The organism is Streptomyces fumanus, assembly GCF_014655295.1.
Lineage (GTDB): Bacteria > Actinomycetota > Actinomycetes > Streptomycetales > Streptomycetaceae > Streptomyces > Streptomyces fumanus.
Map to the genome: position 1 here is coordinate 22,204 of NZ_BNBI01000017.1, position 16,871 is coordinate 39,074.

Annotated in this window: 13 protein-coding genes and 3 pseudogenes; 9 read left to right on the forward strand and 7 right to left on the reverse strand. The window is 67.9% G+C overall.

What is annotated here, in order from left to right; genetic code table 11:
• Positions 1-45 precede the first annotated feature (45 nt).
• Together IE316_RS36040 and IE316_RS36045 are read left to right on the forward strand one after the other, a co-directional pair.
• Entirely contained in the window at positions 46-180 is a 135-nt protein-coding gene (locus IE316_RS36040; RefSeq protein WP_268257659.1) for a hypothetical protein, read from the forward strand.
• Positions 181-186: 6 nt separating this feature from the next.
• Positions 187-441, forward strand: a complete 255-nt coding sequence (locus IE316_RS36045) for a peptidase inhibitor family I36 protein (protein ID WP_190207796.1) — start codon at positions 187-189, stop codon at positions 439-441.
• 512 nt (positions 442-953) lie between these two features.
• On the opposite strand, the gene IE316_RS30350 is transcribed toward IE316_RS36045, so the two are convergent.
• Both IE316_RS30350 and IE316_RS30355 read right to left on the reverse strand, forming a co-directional pair.
• The gene (locus IE316_RS30350) at positions 954-2,690 is read right to left on the reverse strand and encodes an MFS transporter (RefSeq protein ID WP_190207750.1); all 1,737 of its coding nucleotides are present in this window, start codon (positions 2,688-2,690) and stop codon (positions 954-956) included.
• Between the two features lie 412 nt (positions 2,691-3,102).
• Positions 3,103-3,369 carry a hypothetical protein gene (locus IE316_RS30355; protein WP_190207751.1) on the reverse strand — a complete coding sequence of 89 codons (267 nt, stop codon included), beginning with the start codon at positions 3,367-3,369 and terminating at the stop codon, positions 3,103-3,105.
• A gap of 293 nt (positions 3,370-3,662) precedes the next feature.
• On the opposite strand from IE316_RS30355, the pseudogene IE316_RS30360 reads away from it, so the two are divergent.
• Positions 3,663-4,865, forward strand: a pseudogene (locus IE316_RS30360) (IS3 family transposase).
• Here the strand turns inward: IE316_RS30360 and IE316_RS30365 are convergent.
• On the reverse strand, positions 4,843-5,112 hold the full coding sequence (locus tag IE316_RS30365; protein WP_190207752.1) for a hypothetical protein: 270 nt from the start codon (positions 5,110-5,112) through the stop codon (positions 4,843-4,845). The pseudogene IE316_RS30360 and the gene IE316_RS30365 overlap by 23 nt on opposite strands.
• A 181-nt stretch (positions 5,113-5,293) precedes the next feature.
• Here IE316_RS30365 and IE316_RS30370 point away from each other — a divergent pair, with 181 nt between their 5' ends.
• The 5 genes and pseudogenes from IE316_RS30370 (at position 5,294) to IE316_RS30390 (ending at position 9,644) form a co-directional block, all read left to right on the forward strand.
• Positions 5,294-5,818: an AAA family ATPase gene (locus IE316_RS30370; protein ID WP_190207753.1), complete on the forward strand. Its 525-nt coding sequence runs from the start codon at positions 5,294-5,296 to the stop codon at positions 5,816-5,818.
• Between the two features lie 207 nt (positions 5,819-6,025).
• A pseudogene (locus tag IE316_RS30375) lies at positions 6,026-6,835 on the forward strand (alpha/beta fold hydrolase).
• 107 nt (positions 6,836-6,942) lie between these two features.
• A pseudogene (locus IE316_RS30380) lies at positions 6,943-7,433 on the forward strand (helix-turn-helix domain-containing protein); the annotation flags it as partial.
• Between the two features lie 148 nt (positions 7,434-7,581).
• Positions 7,582-8,052, forward strand: coding sequence for a hypothetical protein (locus tag IE316_RS30385; RefSeq protein WP_190207754.1), 471 nt, complete (start codon positions 7,582-7,584; stop codon positions 8,050-8,052).
• Between the two features lie 407 nt (positions 8,053-8,459).
• Positions 8,460-9,644: a hypothetical protein gene (locus tag IE316_RS30390; protein ID WP_190207755.1), complete on the forward strand. Its 1,185-nt coding sequence runs from the start codon at positions 8,460-8,462 to the stop codon at positions 9,642-9,644.
• Positions 9,645-10,382: 738 nt separating this feature from the next.
• Here the strand turns inward: IE316_RS30390 and IE316_RS30395 are convergent.
• The 4 genes from IE316_RS30395 to IE316_RS30410 all read right to left on the reverse strand — a co-directional run bounded on the left by IE316_RS30395 (position 10,383) and on the right by IE316_RS30410 (position 15,233).
• Positions 10,383-10,520: a hypothetical protein gene (locus tag IE316_RS30395; protein WP_190207756.1), complete on the reverse strand. Its 138-nt coding sequence runs from the start codon at positions 10,518-10,520 to the stop codon at positions 10,383-10,385.
• A gap of 25 nt (positions 10,521-10,545) precedes the next feature.
• Positions 10,546-13,881 (reverse strand): RHS repeat-associated core domain-containing protein, encoded by a 3,336-nt coding sequence (locus IE316_RS30400; RefSeq protein WP_229910622.1) that lies wholly within the window; start codon positions 13,879-13,881, stop codon positions 10,546-10,548.
• 183 nt (positions 13,882-14,064) lie between these two features.
• Positions 14,065-14,424, reverse strand: a complete 360-nt coding sequence (locus tag IE316_RS30405) for a hypothetical protein (RefSeq protein WP_229910623.1) — start codon at positions 14,422-14,424, stop codon at positions 14,065-14,067.
• Positions 14,425-15,086: 662 nt separating this feature from the next.
• Positions 15,087-15,233, reverse strand: a complete 147-nt coding sequence (locus tag IE316_RS30410) for a hypothetical protein (protein ID WP_190207806.1) — start codon at positions 15,231-15,233, stop codon at positions 15,087-15,089.
• A gap of 1,201 nt (positions 15,234-16,434) precedes the next feature.
• Between IE316_RS30410 and IE316_RS30415 the strand changes: the two genes are divergently transcribed.
• The gene (locus IE316_RS30415; protein WP_190207757.1) at positions 16,435-16,743 is read left to right on the forward strand and encodes a hypothetical protein; all 309 of its coding nucleotides are present in this window, start codon (positions 16,435-16,437) and stop codon (positions 16,741-16,743) included.
• Positions 16,744-16,871: the final 128 nt, after the last annotated feature.

Sequence of the window (16,871 nt, forward strand, 5' to 3'; positions counted from 1 at the left end):
GCCGATCCGGCCCGCCCAGACGGCGGCGGGCGCTATCTGTGGGACGTGCTGAAGACTCTGATGCGTGCCGCGACCGTCGCCGCCCTCGCCCTCACGCCGCTGACCGTCCCGGCCTCCGCCTCCAGCAAACCCCACGCCGCGGCAGACATCACCTGCCCGGACGGCTACGTCTACATCTAACCCGCGATCAGCTTCGGCGGACAGCCCTGGGTCCGCCGCGCTTTCGACGGCAGCGTCGAAGACCTGCCCTCCTCCATCCGCGACCGCGGCAGCTCCGTGCGCAACAACTCCGACCGCACCGCCCGCGTCTACGAGAAACGCAAGTACAGCGGCCGCTGGGTGTGCGTCACCCGCAGCGGCGGATCCATCCACGACCTGCGCAGCTACAGCCTCAACGACCAGACCCGCTCTCTGAGGATCAACCGCGATGACTGCGGCTGACCAGCCCGCCCGCACCCCCACGACCAGCTCGCCCGGGCTCCCGGCGCGGACGGCAACAACCGCATAGCCGGCACAGACCCCTCGACCAGAGCACGGCCGGCGGCCCCCGCATACCCAGCGGCGCCGCCCGCCCAAGCCGTTCATCCGACTTGCCGCACCAAAGGGTGAACCCACCCGCCGCACGGGGCGGCCATGCGCCGCCAGCCGTTACGAAAACCCCGACCTGTCAGAACGTCCCCGAAGAGGTGACCGTGCCTACCCTCGCCGCCTTCACCGCCGCCAGCGCAGCCCTGGCCGCCCTGATCAGTCCCCGCCCACGCCGCCGGCCCCGGCACCACCAGCACCCTGCCGGTGCGATCCCTGTTGCAGTCACCGGCCTCGTTGCGGTCGGCGGCCGCCGCGCGCTCGCTGAATCAAAAGCGAGCGGTGTCGCTGTCCGGGCCTGACCTTCTGCGGGGGCGTGGTGGAGGGGAGCGGGCGTCGCGCGCCCGCTCCCCTTGGTGTCGTCCGATTCAATCCTGGGGTGCGCTGTGCGCTTCCTGATCGGGTGTGGGTTCCTGGACGGTGTCGTCCTTCGGCGGGGTGGTGAAAAGGCCGCAGAAGGCGGTGGCGGCGAGGAGAACGGCGGCGGAGGCCAGGAACGTGGTGTGCATGGCGCTCGTGAAGCTCGTGGTGAACGCTTCGTTGCTCAGACGCTCGAAGGGCTCTGTCTCACCGGCGCTCAGGTCGGCGGGCGGGTTGGGCGGGCTGAAGTGCTCGGTACTGCTGGTGGCGGCCACGAACGTGTCGCGCAGGTGGGAAGGCAACTGAGCCGCTTGGCGTGCGGCCTCGTCGGCAAGGGCCGCATTGAGTCGGGCGGACAGCAGGGCACCGAGAACGGCGGTGCCCAGGATGCCGCCGATCTGGCGGGTGGTGTTGGAGACGCCTGACGCGGCGCCGGCCAACTGAGGGTTCACTCCGTCCATGGTGGCCTGTTGCAGGGGGGCAAAGGTGGCTCCGCTGGCGATGCCGATGATGATCAGGCCCGGGAGCAGGCTCCAGGCACTGCCGTGCGGACCGGTGGTGGCGACCAGGACGAGCAACCCGGCGGAGAGCAGCGTCAGTCCGGCCATGAGAACGTACTTGCCGCCGTACTTGTCGGACAGTCGGCCGGCGTAGGTGGAGCCGACGGCGGTCAGGACGGCGTTGGGCAGCATCACCAGACCGGTCTCCAGCGCGCTGTAACCGCGGGCCGTCTGCAGATAAAGGACGAGGACGAAGGCGATGGCGATCATGCCAAGTTGGAAGACGAATCCGACACCGTTACCGACGGAGAAGTTCCGGGTCTGGAACAGGCCCAGCGGCATGAGGGGTTCGCGCTTCTTCTGCCGGTGCTGCCAGAGCACGAACAGGATCACTAGGACGACGCCGGCGGTGATGACTGAGCCGACGCTGATCGGGCCGCTGATCGTCCCCCAGTTGTACCGCTCGCCCTCGATCAGTCCGAAGACGATGCCGGTGAGACCGGCGGTGGCCAGTGCCACGCCGATGAGGTCGAGGTTGTGGCTGCGGCCGGAGCGCATGACTGGGACGTAGCGGAGAGTCAGCAGGGCTGTGATCACACCGATGGGCACGTTGACGAAGAAGATCCAGCGCCAGCTGAGGTGGGCGAGGATGAGGCCGCCGGCGACTGGACCGACGATCGGGGCGAAGCCGACGATCGCCCCGAACAAGCCGAACGCCCGGCCGCGCAGCGGGGGCGGGAAGATCGTCAGGATCGATGAGATGACCTGGGGAAACAGCAGCGCACCGCCGAACCCCTGCAGCACCCGCGCGGCCAGCAGTTGCCCGGGCGAGGCAGACAGCCCGCACAGAGCCGAGGCAACGGCGAAGAGAGTGATACCGATCAGGAACAGGCGCCGGTAGCCGAAAATGTCCCCGAGCCGCCCAGTAGTGATCAGCAGCACCGAGAAGACCAACATGTAGGCGTCGATCATCCACAGCACCTGGTCGTAGGACGCGTCCAGGCTGCCGATCAGTGTCGGGATGGCGATGTTGACGATGGTTCCGTCCAGCAACGACATGAAGAAGCCGATGCAGAGAATGCCGAGGACCAGCCACGGCCGCTCGGTGGCCGGCGCCTCCGCCGTCTTGATTTCCGTCACTCCGATGACCTCCATGAACTCGGAGCACCGGTCGTGGTTCTCGGGCGTGCGCCAGGACTGGGCGTCCGCACTCGGCGGATGAGGCGAACACCTGGCGATGCGCATACCTGGATGTGAGACTGCGACCGGGGGGGCGGAACTCTGTCTGGTGGCGGCATCTGAACGCCGTGGAACAGTCTGGATGCGGTGGGAGCCCGAAGCGGTCCGGCAAGATCGGAACACGGACACAGCCTTATTGCCTGTAAGGCGCCGGACGCCCGGCGCCAAGCAACGCACTCTCACCCCGACGGACAGTCGATCCATTGGGCGAACTGCCACCACCATCGCAGAGACAACCCTTGTTATGGTGTGACTTCCACCTTCCTCCGGTCATCGGGACCCGAAGAAGCTGGTTGGCGAGGCAAGAGCCCAACGGTGAGAAGCCGACTGGGACTCTAGCAAGGCGCATAGCGCCTTGCAACGAGCACACCCGCTGCCCGTGGCGGTCAGTCGGGCGGGGGCCGGCAGCCCGAGGAGATCACCGGTGTGCCGCCCGCTCATCACCAGGTGTGCGGTGACGAACCCCCCGCCCTCTCGGTAGGCTATTTCCTCGAAGTGAAGTTCGAAATAACACGTTGCGCAGCCAGTCGATGGAATCGGTGAAATTTTCCGGGCCGCGTTTCTCGGAGCGTTCCAATGTCGCGGGATTGATGTACTCCGGGTGAATGTATTCCTGTGCATCGGCGATTTTACCGGTGGCGAACGCCTGGAACATCTGGCGCACCGCGTCGATTGCCTCGCTCATGGCCGTATCTCTCCCTGTCTCACTGGGCTGCGTATCATCCCGGTCATGATGGGTCTGCGGCACAAGGCTCACAAGACCCGCCCATGCTTTTCACGGCCATTACCAGAGTGCCACTCGACCGCGTTCCATGCATCGCTCCACCGCTGTCTAGTATTTGTGTGAAAGAGTAAGACGACATGGAGGGAAGAATGGATTCGACTGTCTACAAGTCCGGGGTAACGCACGCCGGGCCTTGCCCCTTGATCCTCGACACACGAGACACTGGGTCCTGAGGATCTGAGAACGGACATCTCGTGGCCATGAAGAACTATCCGCCGCAGTTCAAGGCGGACGCGGTCGCGCTGTACCAGTCGCGGCCCGAGGCGACGATCCGGCAGGCTGCCGCCGATCTGGGGATCAGTCCCGAGACCTTGCGGAACTGGGTCCGGGCAGCCGGCGCGAGCCGGCCGCGGGGACGCCGGGCGGAGGTGCCGACCGAGCCGCCGACGCTGCTGGAGGCGGAAAACGCCGCTTTGCGCAAGAAGGTCCGCGAGGTGGAGGATGAACGCGAGATCCTGCACAAGGCGGCGAGTATTTCGCCGGGGAGACGCGCTGGTGAACCGCTTTCAGTTCGTCGCCGACCACCACCGCCGCTACGGCGTGAAGCGGCTGTGCACCATCCTGGGCGTCGCCGCCCGCTCCAGCTTCTACTACTGGCGCCGGACGGCGGAGACCGGGCCTCCCGGCAGGCGGCCGATGCCCGCCTCGCCGCCCGGATACGGGCCGTGCACCGCGAGTCGGACTTCACCTACGGCGTCCCCAGGATCACCGCCGAACTCCGCGAGACGGGCGAGCGGATCAACCACAAGCGGATCGCGCGGGTGATGCGGAGCATCGGCCTGGCAGGCGTGCGGCTGCGTCGCAGACACCGCACCACTGTCGCGGACCCGGCCGCGGCGAAGGCCCCGGACCTGATCGGCCGCGACTTCACCGCGAACGAGCCGAACACGAAGTACGTCGGTGAAGTTACCTATCTCCCCTCGGCCGGCGGGTAGTTCCTCTATCTGGCCACCGTCATCGACCTCGCCTCACGCCGTCTTACCGGCTGGGCGATCGCGGGCCACATGCGCACCGACCTCGTCACCGACGCCCTGGCCGCCGCCGAACGCACCCGCGGTAGCCTCGCCGGAGCGGTCATGCACACCGACCACGGCGCCCAGTACACCAGCCGGGCCTTCGCCGGCGCCTGCCGCCAGGCCGGCGTCCGCCAGTCCACGAGCGCGATCGGCTGCAGCGCGGACAACGCATTTGCCGAGTCCTTCAACGCGACGTTCTAACGCGAGACGCTCCAAGGCCGCAAGACCTGGCCCACCGAACGCGAAGCCCGCCTCGACGCGTTCCGCCGGCTCAACCGCTACAACACCCGACGCCGTTACTCCCGCCAGGGACAACGCAGTCCCATCACCTACGAGACAGCACTCGGCACAACATCGACTACTCTGGCCCAAGCCGCATAGCCAGTGTCCAAGATTCGGGGGCAAGGCCCTTCGCGCCCTGCACCATCTCGTTGGCCGCCGCGACCAGCTTCGGCGCGCTCCAGCTCAGCTCCGTGCCGTACGCGGGGGCGTCGCGGGCGACGTCCAGGCGGCCGGTGTCCGCGTCGAACGCCACGGCCTGGACGTGCCCGGCAAGCTCGGGCGCGGCTGCGGCGAGGATGGCGTCGAACTGGGCGAGGACGCTGCCGCCAGCGGCCGGGGCGACCATGCCGCCACTCGGTCATCATCATGCCTTCCACTGGCTCCGCAAAGCTGACCACCAGCCCTACTACGGCGCCCTCAAACCACTGCTCGAAGACCACGCCAAGCAACTCGCCAAGGCTATCGACCGCACCGGATCTTCTACTCTGCCTGTCCCCGCGGCCCGGCACGACGCTAGCGTCAAGTCCATGATCGTATGGCTCAACGGCACGCACGGCGCAGGCAAGACGACGACCAGTGCGCTCGTCCAGCAGCTCGTCCCGGACTCACGGGTGTTCGACGCCGAGACAGTCGGCGAGACGCTTATGGACATCAAGCCAGGACTGCCCGAGACGGACAACTTCCAGCACTGGCCGCCATGGCGGCACCTCGTGGTCGAAACCGCCGAACGCATCCTCGACTACACCGGCGGAACCCTGGTGATGCCCATGACCGTCCTGGTCGAGCAGTACTGGCGCGAGATCAGCTCGGGCCTTGCCCGGCACGATATCCCGATCCGGCACTTCGTCCTTCATGCCGACCAGGACACCCTCCGTGCGCGCATCGCGGGCGACACCGTTCTCGGCCCCAACTCCCCGTTCCGTCTCCGATACCTCCAGCCCTACGCCGAGGCGGCCCGCACGTGGCTGCACGCCGAGGCCGAAGTCGTCGACACCACGCACCTCACCCCCGCCCAGGCCGCCCAGCAGATCGCAGAGGCCCTCAAGACTTGATGTCCTGTCGCGGAGCATCTGGTACATAGGGACACGTTGAACTGCATGAATGCCAGGTAGTTCGAGACTGCCGATGGCCGCCGATCTCAATCGGTCTGTTTTCGCGGAAGTCCCGCTCGCCGTGGAGACGGAAGTCCTGGCGATGCTCGGCCCCGTGACGACATTCGTACAAGACCGAGGGCTGGCAGCCCCGGCATCCTCCCGAGTATGGCTATCTACGACGGTAAGCATGTGCACGGGATGCACGTGGCCCACGACGGCCCGCGGGAGGCGCCGCCGCCAGTGCTCATCCACGGATCGGGAGCCTCGGGCAACTCCTGGGGCCCGATAATGCCGGCACTGGCCAGCCGGTATCACGTCATCCGGATCGACCTCCCGGGCCACGGTCAGTCCCCGCCCGCGCCGTCGTACGACGTGCCTGAGCAGGCAGCCAGGCTGGCCGAGGCGCTCGATGAGTTCGGCCTTCGTCCAGTCACCGTGGTTGGGCACTCCAGCGGCGGGTAGATCGCCACCGCCCTCGCCGAACAGCGCCCGGACCTGGTGGGTTCGCTCGCACTGATCAGCAGTGGTCCGAGTCCCGACGCGCTCCTTCCGCAGCCCGTCCTCCTTCGGGTCCTGATCGACCCGCCGCTCGGCCCGCTTCTGTGGAGAGTCCGTTCCGACGCGATGCTCCGCCGGGGGGTGACCGCGGTGTGCAACCGCCCGGTGGACGTCCCGAACGACCTGGTCGCCGACGTACGGGGCATCGGTTACCGCACGTTCAGGACGGTGCTGCGCCAAAACGGCGCGTACATCGCCGAGCGGAGCATGCCCGCGCGCCTGACCGCACTCGACGTCCCGGTACTGGTGATCTTCGGCGCTGCCGACCCCCGCTGGGATCCGTCTTCGGCGCACCACTACGACACGGTGCCGAACGCGCGAGTCGAGCATCTGCCCGACGTCGGGCACTTCCCCATGCTCGAAGCGCCGGAGGCGACCAGCGAGTTGCTACTGCGCTTCGCAGCGACGGGCCGCTGACACCCATCGCCTAGCCTGGTGCTGTGAAGTCCACCGAATCACCATCTGACTGGGCGTCGGTGGAGGTCGTCGTGCCCCGACAACCGGGTCGGCTGCCGGGGGTCAGCATGGCTGGGTTCCGCCAGCGTGCTCCGGCAGACGTAGATATCGCCATGGTCGCGCACCCCTCAGTCACTCTGTTCGTGGACCTGAGCGACGGAGACAGCCTTGTCCACGACGCCCACGGCCGGCGCGAATGCGGCAGCACGGTCGTCGGGCTGGTACCGGGCGACCTTCGGCTCGGAGGCCGGGCGGCCGGGGGGGGATCGAGTGCCTCCAGATCCGGTTGTCGCCGGTCCTGGCGGTTGCAGTGTTCTGGTGGCTGATGCGCACCAGCCGGGGACGGGTGCGCGTCGACAGCCTGGCGAACGAGGTGGGATGGAGCCGTAAGCGCCTGTGGTCCCGCTTCCGGTCCCAGATCGGCCTCACGCCCAAGCACGCCGCCCGGTTGGTGCGCTTCGATCACGCCGCCCATCTCCTCGCGGCGGGTAACGCCGTCGCCCAGGTGGCGACCGAAAGCGGCTACGTCGACCAGGCCCACCTCCACCGCGAGGTCAAAGGCTGCCTATGTGGCAACTACCGTGCTTCGGCTCACGAACAGGGTTATAGCAGGCCCTGAATTCAGCCGTGTCAGAACTGGAAGTTCATGGACTGGACGTGCGTGAAATCCGCACGCGGACTTCAGCCCCACCTTCGGCCAGCGGCGTTTGGCTCAGGCCCAGCTCGCCGTGGCTTGGCGCGACGGCGGCACACTGCTGCTGCCCTTCGGCGGACATCCGATCAGCTACCCGCCACGGGCCGGAGAGGGCTGGAGCGGATCGGCAGCCTCCTGGCAGCGGGACTGGAAGATCAGCCACCCCAGGCCCGCCGACGGCGCCGCCTGGTGGGGCCTGCTGCCCCTGCCCCTGCGCGCCCTGGCCGCCCCCGCCCTGCTGGGCGCCGCGGTCACCGCGATGGCCGACCTGGAAGCAGCGCAGTCCGGCCGCGAGGCATACCGGCGCGGCAAGGCCCGCGAACGCTGCACCCAGCAGCAGACCCAGCCCGCCCCCGCACGGCCGCAGCAGCTCGTCCTCCCGCTTCCCGCCGAACCCGCCCCCTCCCCCACCAGCCATCCCCGCCGCGCACCAGGCTCCCCAGCTCGCCCCCAAGACCCGGGCAGTTGCCGGCCCGGCGCCTGATCGCGGGGCCGCCGCCGCCAAGAACAGCCGACCGCGCCGGTGGCGACGCTGGCGCGGGCTCCTGGCCCGCCTGCGCCGCCGCTGAAACGCCGAGCCAGCATCCCGGCTCCCGGCGTAGCGCCGGGGGTCCGCACCGGCGGTCCGGCCACACAGCGGCGCGGTGATGTCCGAAGCCATCGCCACCTGGACCGTGGCGGGCCGTATGGGAACAGCGGATAGAAGACCCTGACCGGGCGGGCTGACATAGCCCGCGCGCGGCACGAGCGCACCGTAGCCGTCCGACAGCCCGTGCGGGCCATGGGCAGCGTCCCCCTATCGATACGTCAATCGGCTTGCACCACACGGGATATGGGCCTCATTCTGGCAAGTTCGCCGGAATGAGGCTGGAAAGGCAGGCACGAACCCACATGGACATCAAGCCACTCGAGGAGCTGCAGGCCGCCGACGAGCGCGCCCTGCTCTTCACCCCCCTCGGACTCGGCCGGATGACGCCCGAGGACGCCGCCGACTTCCAACAGCGGGTGATCGCCAGGCTGCAACTGGCCGACGACGTCGCAGAAACGACGCGGCAAAAGTTCGAGCAGTTGCGTGTCGCCTTCAGCCACGGCGTGCTGTGCTACGAACTGTTCACGCTCGTCGCGGACGCGGCGCAGCTCGCGCTGGAGCAGGCGCTCCGTGACCGGTTCTGCGCCCACCACCGCGGGCAGGTCCTCGCTGTTCGGGACCGTAGGGGACATGAACACCCAATCACCATGAGCAGCCCTACCGACTTCTTCGAGAGGCTCAGTGACATCCGCGCCCCGGAGATCCGCATGGGCTCCGCCCGCGAATGGAAGCCGTTCAACGGCATGCTCACCGGCCTGCTGACCTGGGCACGCCGAGAGGGGCTGCTCCGCGGGCAGCGCAACCGGAATGTGGAGCCGGTCCGCAAAGCGCTGCGGAACATCGTCGCGCACGGGACGTACCACCTGGACACCCCGGTGGAAGCGGCCAGAGCGCTGTCCGACCTCGCGGAGATCATCAACCACCTGTGGGGACGTCCGACACCAGGAGGCCGGCTGTATCCCGCGCCGCTCAGTCGAAGCGTGGTCGCCATCGGTTGGAGCGACCATGGTGAGAAGACCACGGTCGGCTGTGCCGACCGTCTGGCCGAGGCCCGCGACGAAGAGTCGTTCACCTACCTCCTGGTCCGGGCCGTGTTCTGCCCGGGCGGAGTCACCGACCCCAATTTGCTGGAGTTCGACGCACGTAGCGCGACCACCGCCTTCCCCGCGCAGTACCTGTGGGGCCCCGGGTCTCGTGATGAAGCCCTCGTCTGGCTGGCCCGCCATCAGCCCGAGTCCGATCTGTGCGGCTATCTCGACCAGGCTGTCCTCGTCCGAGTTCATGACGGCAACATCGACCTGCCCGTGTATCCGGGCGTCGCGGCCGGACTCCCAGCAGCCGAGCAGCGCGGTACCTGGCACGCGTTGCGCGTCGACCGTGGCCTCGACGCCCTCGCCCACCTCCGGGCCCTCGCGGACACAACGCCACTGCACGTCCCGGACGTGCGTACGCCCTTCGCGCACCGGCTTGCGGGTTCGGCGACCTGACAAGGCGTACGGCTGCAGACGTTGTCCGCTCCACACGCTGAGTCGTTGGGCCTCCGCCGCCCCGGACGCCAGCCGGGTGCCCCCAGGCGACGAGCTGCGGGGCGAGGTCAGGCGCTTCACCGACCGGTTCGTCACCGCCATGCATACCGCACACCATCGCGAGATCTTCCTCAAAGCCCTCAACCCAGACAGGCACGCCCTGGGCCACCAGGACCTCGAAGACACCGACGCCCGCTGGCACCACTGCGACGATCCCGGGAGCATGCCGACATGAACCACCGCACCACACGATGGCTGTCGGTATCCCTACGGCAGTTGCGCGGGCCATCACTCGATCGGTGGCCCCGCTGAAAACGCTCACTGACATCGATCTTGCTGAGCAATACGATGCCTGAGCCATACGAGGCGACTCCCGGAACCGCGTCCGCACGGCTCCCTCACAAAGTGACACAGCCAGTCGTTCGGGGGTCAGCCCGACCCCTTGTGGAATACCGCATGCTCCGGTGATACCGCAGCCGACCGCGAGCCGTCAGCGCTCACGACACCACGAGTCCAACATCAGTACCCACTCGACCAGGGCGTGAGGCAGGTCGAGTGAGGCAGGATGGGGAAGCAACGAGGCTCCTGCGCTGATGAGTTGAGGCGTCGAGCACCTCTCTCAACGGCACAGGAGCTTCGTATGTTGCGGGTCACCGAGCCGTCACCCGATCAGTGGCCCCTCTGGAAGATCCCAGTGTTCTATTTCTTCCCCTTCTTGATCCTGCGTTCGTACATGGTCCAAGAGACTGCGCTGACCACCACGACCACGACGAGCATGATCGCTCCTGTGGGCCAGAAACCGCCGCCTCCGCCGGAGGCCAAGAAGAAGGTGTTCACGACGTTCCCTCCTGTCGACGGACGTTTATGTCCAGTCCCAATCACCGATTGCCGCGCCGCCGAGGTAACTTCCAACCTCGTAGCCGATGTCCGTCATCTTGGCGGCTGTCCCAGTGACCTTGGCCGCTGCCATCGCAACTCCGACTCCGCCGCTGGCTGCACTCAGGATTCCCGTAGCTGCGATCTGTCCGGGGGAATCGCCCTCGAGGATTCCTCCAGCAACACCCAAGCCTGTGCTTGCGGCAGCCATTCCACCAGCGACCAAGGCGCCTCCTGGGACGAACAGAGCGGCAGCGCCCACTACGGTTCCCGCGACGCTCAGGGCGTTACCCCACCCCTCCTTGTCGAGCCCGAGGAAGTCAAGTCCGCTCGGGTCCATGTGGTTTATGGGGTCGCCGGCGGCGTAGGCGTAGAGGTTGGCCTCCTTGCCGGAGGGGTCGGGCTGGGTGAAGCGGCCGAGCTGGGGGTCGTAGTAGCGGGCACCCATCTTGTACAGGCCGGACGGGTCGAGGTAGGTGCCGGTGTAGCGGTAGGGCTGGTCGGTGCCGCTGGCCGTGCGTGCTTCACCGTAGGGCCCGTAGCTGTAGGTCGCGGTGCGCTTGCCGCCGGCGTCGACCAGGCCGATGACACTGCCCTGGACATCGGTCAGGTAGTACTGGCTCGCCCCGCCGCTCGTCATGGCTGTCAGCGTGCCCGAGGCTTCGCGGACGAAACCGGTGGTGTTCTCCCGCGTCATGCCGATCGCGGCGTTGGTGAAGGTCGAATTGCCGCGGGTGAGACGGTTGTTGTTGTCCAGCCCGGCGTAGCTGTAGCTGGAGTCGGCGCCGGACGCAGTCAGTTGCGAGAGCTGGGTGTAGGGGGTCCACTGTCCGCCGGTACGGGTCCCGGTGGGCGAGGCCGCGGAGGTCTCGTTGCCGTCTCCGTCGTAGCTGAAGGCGGTGTTGCCGCCCAGGGAGGTGAGTTCGCCGGCGTTGTTGTACTCGCGGACCGACTGCGCATCAGCGCAGGCGGGAAGGCTGGTGCCGGTGGAGCGGCCGGTCATGTTGCCGGCCTTGTCGTAGCAGTAGGCCCAGCCCGCCGTGGTGGTGCTGTTCTTGGTCTCCACGGCCTTGGTCAGGCGGCCCTTGGAGTCGTAGGTGTAGGCGGTGGCAGCGCCGTCGGTGGTGCGCTTGTAGATCTTGTCGCTGTCCTTGCCGGACTTGTTGTAGTCGTAGGTGATCGTGGACAGGACGGTGGTGCCGTTCTTGACCTCGATCTTCTGGGCGCGGCTGGACTTGTCGTAATCCGTCGTCTGCACCGTGCCGCCGGGGTAGGCCGTGGTGGTGCGGTCGCCGTTCTTGTCGTAGTCATAGGTGGTCTTGGCGCCGCCCGGCTGGGTGAGGGTGGTGAGCTGGTTGGCGTCGTTGTAGTCGTAGGTGAGGGTGCCGCCCGCGTCGGTGGCGGTCCTCACGTTGCCGGACGCGTCGTAGGTCACCGAACTCGCGCCGCCGGCGGGCAGGCTACGGGTGCGTTCGCGGCTCTGCTCGTCGTAGGTGTACGTGCTCGTGCCGGCGGGCGACGTACGCGTTCTGATGTTGCCGTCGGCGTCGTAGACGAAGGTCGTGACCTTGCCGTCACTGGTCTGCGTCTTCAGGCGGTCGCGCTTGTCGTACGTGTAGACGGTTTTGACGCCGCGGCCGTCGGTGACGGTGTCGGTGCGGCCCAGGGCGTCGTAGGTGTAGGTGATGTCCTCCTGCGCGGAGGGACGGTCGACCTTGGTCAGGTTGCCCTTGGAGTCGTAGGTGAAGGACGTCTTGTGGTTCTCGGGGTCGGTCGCCGCGCAGCGTTGGCCCGGCAGGCCGCCGCAGTCCATCGTGCCGGACTTCGGGTTGTGGTCGTAGGTCCACTTCGCACCGTCGGAGCCGGTGGTGGTGTCGGTCTGCGACATCATGTTGCCCGAGGTGTCGTAGCCGTTGGTGACCTTGTTGCCGCTGGCCGAGGTCAGTGTCTCGGGGTAGTGTCCGCCGGACTTCTGGGTCCAGGCCGCCGTCGACTGCGCGCCGGTGGGCTGGGTGGCGGACTTGGGGTTGAAGGAGTCGTCGTAGTCGAACTTCACCGTGTTGCCCGGTGTGGACCCGACCCCCATGCCGTCGACGGCGCTGGTGACGTTGTTGTCCGGCCCCCACGTCTTGGAACGCTCCCGGCCGAGGGGGTCGGTGGTCTTCGTCGTGCGCCAGCGGGCGTCGACCGTCTTCTCGGTGTTCTTGCCGCGCGGGTCGGTGATACGGACCACGCCTTCGCCCTCGCTGCCGGGCTGCGGCAGGATGTAGCGGAACGCGGTGGTGGCGCCGGTGCCCGCGGTCTTGTCGACGACCCGGGTGATCGATGCCAGGAGGTCGGTGTTCCACGTGAAACGGGTCTCGCGGCCCTCCGGCGTGGTCACCTTCGTCATCCGGTGCGAGGTGTCGTACTCGAAGACCGTGGTCTTGCCCTCGGTGTCGGTGAACGTCTTCAGGTCGTTGCCCGACCAGGTGTAGGACACGTAACGGCCGGTGTTGTCGGTGACCTTGGTGATCTGCTCGCCGTCATTGGTGAAGGCCAGGGTGCGGCCCGACGCGGAGGTGACCTTCGACGTGAAGGCGCCGGAGTACGTGATGGTGGTGGCGTTGCCGTTCTTGTCCTCGACCTTGCTCACCCGGGCGTCACCGGTGGTGCCGGAACGAGTGAAGGTGGTCTTCTGCCCATTCTTGCGGGAGGTGAGGGTGAAGGACTTCTTGTCCGAGGACTCGGTCAGGTCCTGCTTGTAGCCGGGGGCCGGGGTGAATCCGGAGCCGTCCCGCTCGAACACCGCGATCGTGCTGGAGGGGCCCTGCACGTAGACCGACGTCGTGTTCGGTTCGTGGATCAGGTAGTCGCTTCCGGTCGTCGCCTTCCAACTGGTGTTCAGGCCGTTGTAGGCGTGCCCGAGGGACAGGCCCGGGCCGGCGTCGGCGATGTCGAAGGCGTTGACCGAGACCAACAGGTTGCCGTTGCCGTAGTTCACCTGCGCGCCGACGGAGTCCGACAGCGGCGCCTTGTGGAACTCCGACCAGGGCACCTGGCCGATGCCCAGGCCCTGGAACGTGGACTGCAGGATGCCCGGCTGCACCAGCTCGCGGTCCTTGCCCGGCGTGCCGATCGGGGTGCTCTTGGGGGCCTTGGTCTGGCCCGTCGGGGACGCGGTGAGCTTCGGCGAGGTCGTCTCGCCGACGGGTGCGGCCGATGCCGTTGCCGGTATCAGGGCGACGAGCAGCGCCGTTCCGGCCGCCGCAGCGACTGCGGCGGCCGCGGCGGAGCGTTCGCCACGTCTGGTCCGCCGGTTTTCGGGCATGACAAAGTGCACGAGGAACTCTCCTTGAGTCGATCGGGCTTCACGGGCCCATGGGTCGAGGAGCGGGACCCGGCGGGTGGCAGCCGGTGCGAGGCTGCCACCCGCACACATCCGGTGCGATGCGGGCAACGGAAGGACACACAGGGGTCCCGCCGCACGAGACGGTGCGAGGCGGGCGCCCGCGCCGACGAGGCGTCAGCAGCGCTTGGACGACCTGGCGGAGTAGCCGCCCTGCTCATTGGCGATGGTCAGCGTGCCGTCGCCCGAGGTGCAGTCGCCGACCGAGTCGGCGCCGTTGCCCCAGAACTCCTGCTCCAGCGAGTCGTACTCACGGCGTACGCCCTGCAGCGTGGAGCGGTCGTAGTTCCAGACGCCGACCTGAAGATCGAACTTGATCTTCTTGTCCAGGAACGACTTCCACACCCACACATAGCCGTAGTTCTGGTTGCACTGCGGTGAGTAGAACTGCTTCACCGAAGCGATCGTCTCCGTGCCCCGGTAGGCATAGGAGGTGGTGCCGATCTGGTAGGCGTCGGAGCACACGCCGGCCGCCACCGCCCGTGCGGTCAGCGGGTTGCCCGCCTCGGACGGGACCGAGGAGGCAGGAGGCTGTGCGTCACCGGGTGCGGGACTCGGTCCCGTACCCGCGGACGCTGATCCCGCCCCGGCCAGCGTCAGGGCGAACGCCCCCGACGCGGCGGCCGCACAAGCAAGCGATCTGAGGCTCTTCCGGGCGCGCGAAACCCGCGCACCGCTGATGCGTCGCAGCACGACTTCCCCCCAAGGAAGACAAACCCCGCAGACCCCAGCGGTCGCGAGGAAGTCACAAACTGTCACAGGAACCACACACAGCAGCCGCCTTGCCCTCAAAGATCAGTACCACACGGGCCGGAACAAGCCCCTCCGCATGCCTCTTTTCGGACCGGCCGGCGCCCCGGCGCCGGGACCCGCGTAGACACGCACCGGCCCCCATGACCAAAAAGCCGCATCGAAACGCGACCGGAAAACGTGCCTGCACCACCGATCGCGCACGTCTCGACGAACAACCGCACGATTCACGCCGGATTCAGACCATGATGAGACCCACCTTTTGCCCGCTATGGCATGTCCTTTGTCATCATGTGAGGTGCTTGTGCCGGTGGCAGAAATGGCGTCAGACATCAGTCACCACGGAAATCCCGTTGACAAGCCTTCTCCCCAGCCCGCGCCCCGTCCCCTCAGCCGGTGCTGCGGAGGCAGGCCCGGCACTCGGCCTTCTCACGGCCGGAGACGGGCTGCGGAGTCTCGCCCTTGGCGTAGTCCTTCAAGCAAGCCGGGCAGGTGCCCGGATACGCGGCGCCCACCGAGCCGCGCGGCAGCGGCACTGCCTTCCTCGCCGGCGCCTTCTTCGCCGCCGGCTTCCTCGCCGTCGGCCCGCCGCCCGCCTTCTTCTTCGCCGCCTGCGCCCGCTCGGCCGCTTTGCGCTGCGCCTTCGCGGTTCGGCGCCGAACGCGGCGAAAAGGACGCGGTGGAAGGTGTGCTGTCCGTAGAAGGCCAGCAGCGCCGGCAGCAGCGCTCGTCCGCGGCACCCGCCCGGACGGCCAAGAGGACATCACCGACGTTCCTGACGACGGCCATCAACGCGGCCAGAGCCCGCAGAGGCTCATCATCAGACAGCCCGACGCCCACGGCACCGCGCTGCAGGCCCACATCCGGACCACACGACGGCATTCGCCACCAGGGCCCCCACCCGCTCCGGCAACCGGTGATCGCCGATCAAAGCCCAGCGGAGATCTATTCGCGCGGCCCGCGGCTTGACGTGACGGCAAGGCGTTGCACTTCGCCGAATGCCCGTAGCGCCGGGCCGTTCGCCGGTTCGTGGGGGGGGGTCGGCCGCGGTCCGTCTGTCCGTCGAGCTGGTCAACACCGTGTACGCCGCGTGCTGGCACACCTCCAGGGAAGCCATAGCGCCGTAGCCCTGCTCGAGGAGTCGAACACGGGCTCGGTCCGTCGTTCTCCATCACCTTCCTGTGCTTCGCCGGCAAGGCCGTTCCCTCGCCAGCCGGTCCCCCAGCCGCTCGTCCTCGACCGGGTTATGGCCCGGCGTCTGCGGTCTCTGGCCCAAGCGGTCGGTCGGCAGACCGGCCACGACCTGGACGGCTCAATGTCTGCCTCTCCCTCATGCAGGCGAGCGCCGACCAAGCAGCGGCAACGGGTACCTTGCCGCCCGACGCCTCGCCCGACCTTCTCGAACACGCCCTGTTCAGCTCGGATTGCGCAGGTCACTGGCGCAACCGGGCCCGATGCCAGGACTGGCGGTACGCGCTCACCAGCAGGGTGTCGTCACCGAGCTCGCCGAGCGGCACCCGCGCCAGCGGCGTACGCGAACCGCATGCCGCCGTGACACGGACCATCTGACGCCCGCGCGGCGACACAGGCGCACCAGCCTCACAGGAGCCGGCTGCGATGAGCGCCTTCTGCCTGCGGCCGTGCTGCCACTTCCTCCGCAAGGCGCGGTGCCTAAGGGGCCTCGGCCCGCGCCCGCTGTCATCGCGTCCCCTGCGACAACGGGTTTACCGTGGGGCCGTGACCTGGAACGAGGACGACTACCTCTGCTACCTGCACTCCGAGCGGCGTGCATACGCATGGGTGATGCGGCATTACGGGGGGCTGTCGCCCGAAGAGGCGGGGAAAGCCGCGCTGGAGAACTACCCGTACGAACCGCCTGAAGCGCCGTTCCGCGGGCTGGTCTTTCACGACGAGGCGTGGCACTGGGCGATGCTGACGATCCACGGCCACCGGTACCCAGCGGAACATCCCGAGCTGGCCGATCCGCCCTATGCCTACCGGGCTCTTGATCAGCCGGTCAACGAGCGCCCGCAGCCACCCGGATGACAACGGTGCCGCTACGGGTCCCCGGCAACAGGCGCGCCGGCCGCGGGGAGACACAGGTCGGCAGCTCGGCGACCAGGCGCGGCCTGATGGGACCGGCCGCGAGTGGATGCTCTGGCTGGGCGGCCGGT

Excerpts from the sequence above, each read along its gene's own strand:
- IE316_RS30350 (WP_190207750.1), bottom strand. The coding sequence starts at position 2,690 with ATGCGCATCGCCAGGTGTTCGCCTCATCCGCCGAGTGCGGACGCCCAG.
- IE316_RS30355 (WP_190207751.1), bottom strand. The coding sequence starts at position 3,369 with ATGAGCGAGGCAATCGACGCGGTGCGCCAGATGTTCCAGGCGTTCGCC.
- IE316_RS30365 (WP_190207752.1), bottom strand. The coding sequence starts at position 5,112 with ATGGTCGCCCCGGCCGCTGGCGGCAGCGTCCTCGCCCAGTTCGACGCC.
- IE316_RS30370 (WP_190207753.1), top strand. The coding sequence starts at position 5,294 with ATGATCGTATGGCTCAACGGCACGCACGGCGCAGGCAAGACGACGACC.
- IE316_RS30390 (WP_190207755.1), top strand. The coding sequence starts at position 8,460 with ATGGACATCAAGCCACTCGAGGAGCTGCAGGCCGCCGACGAGCGCGCC.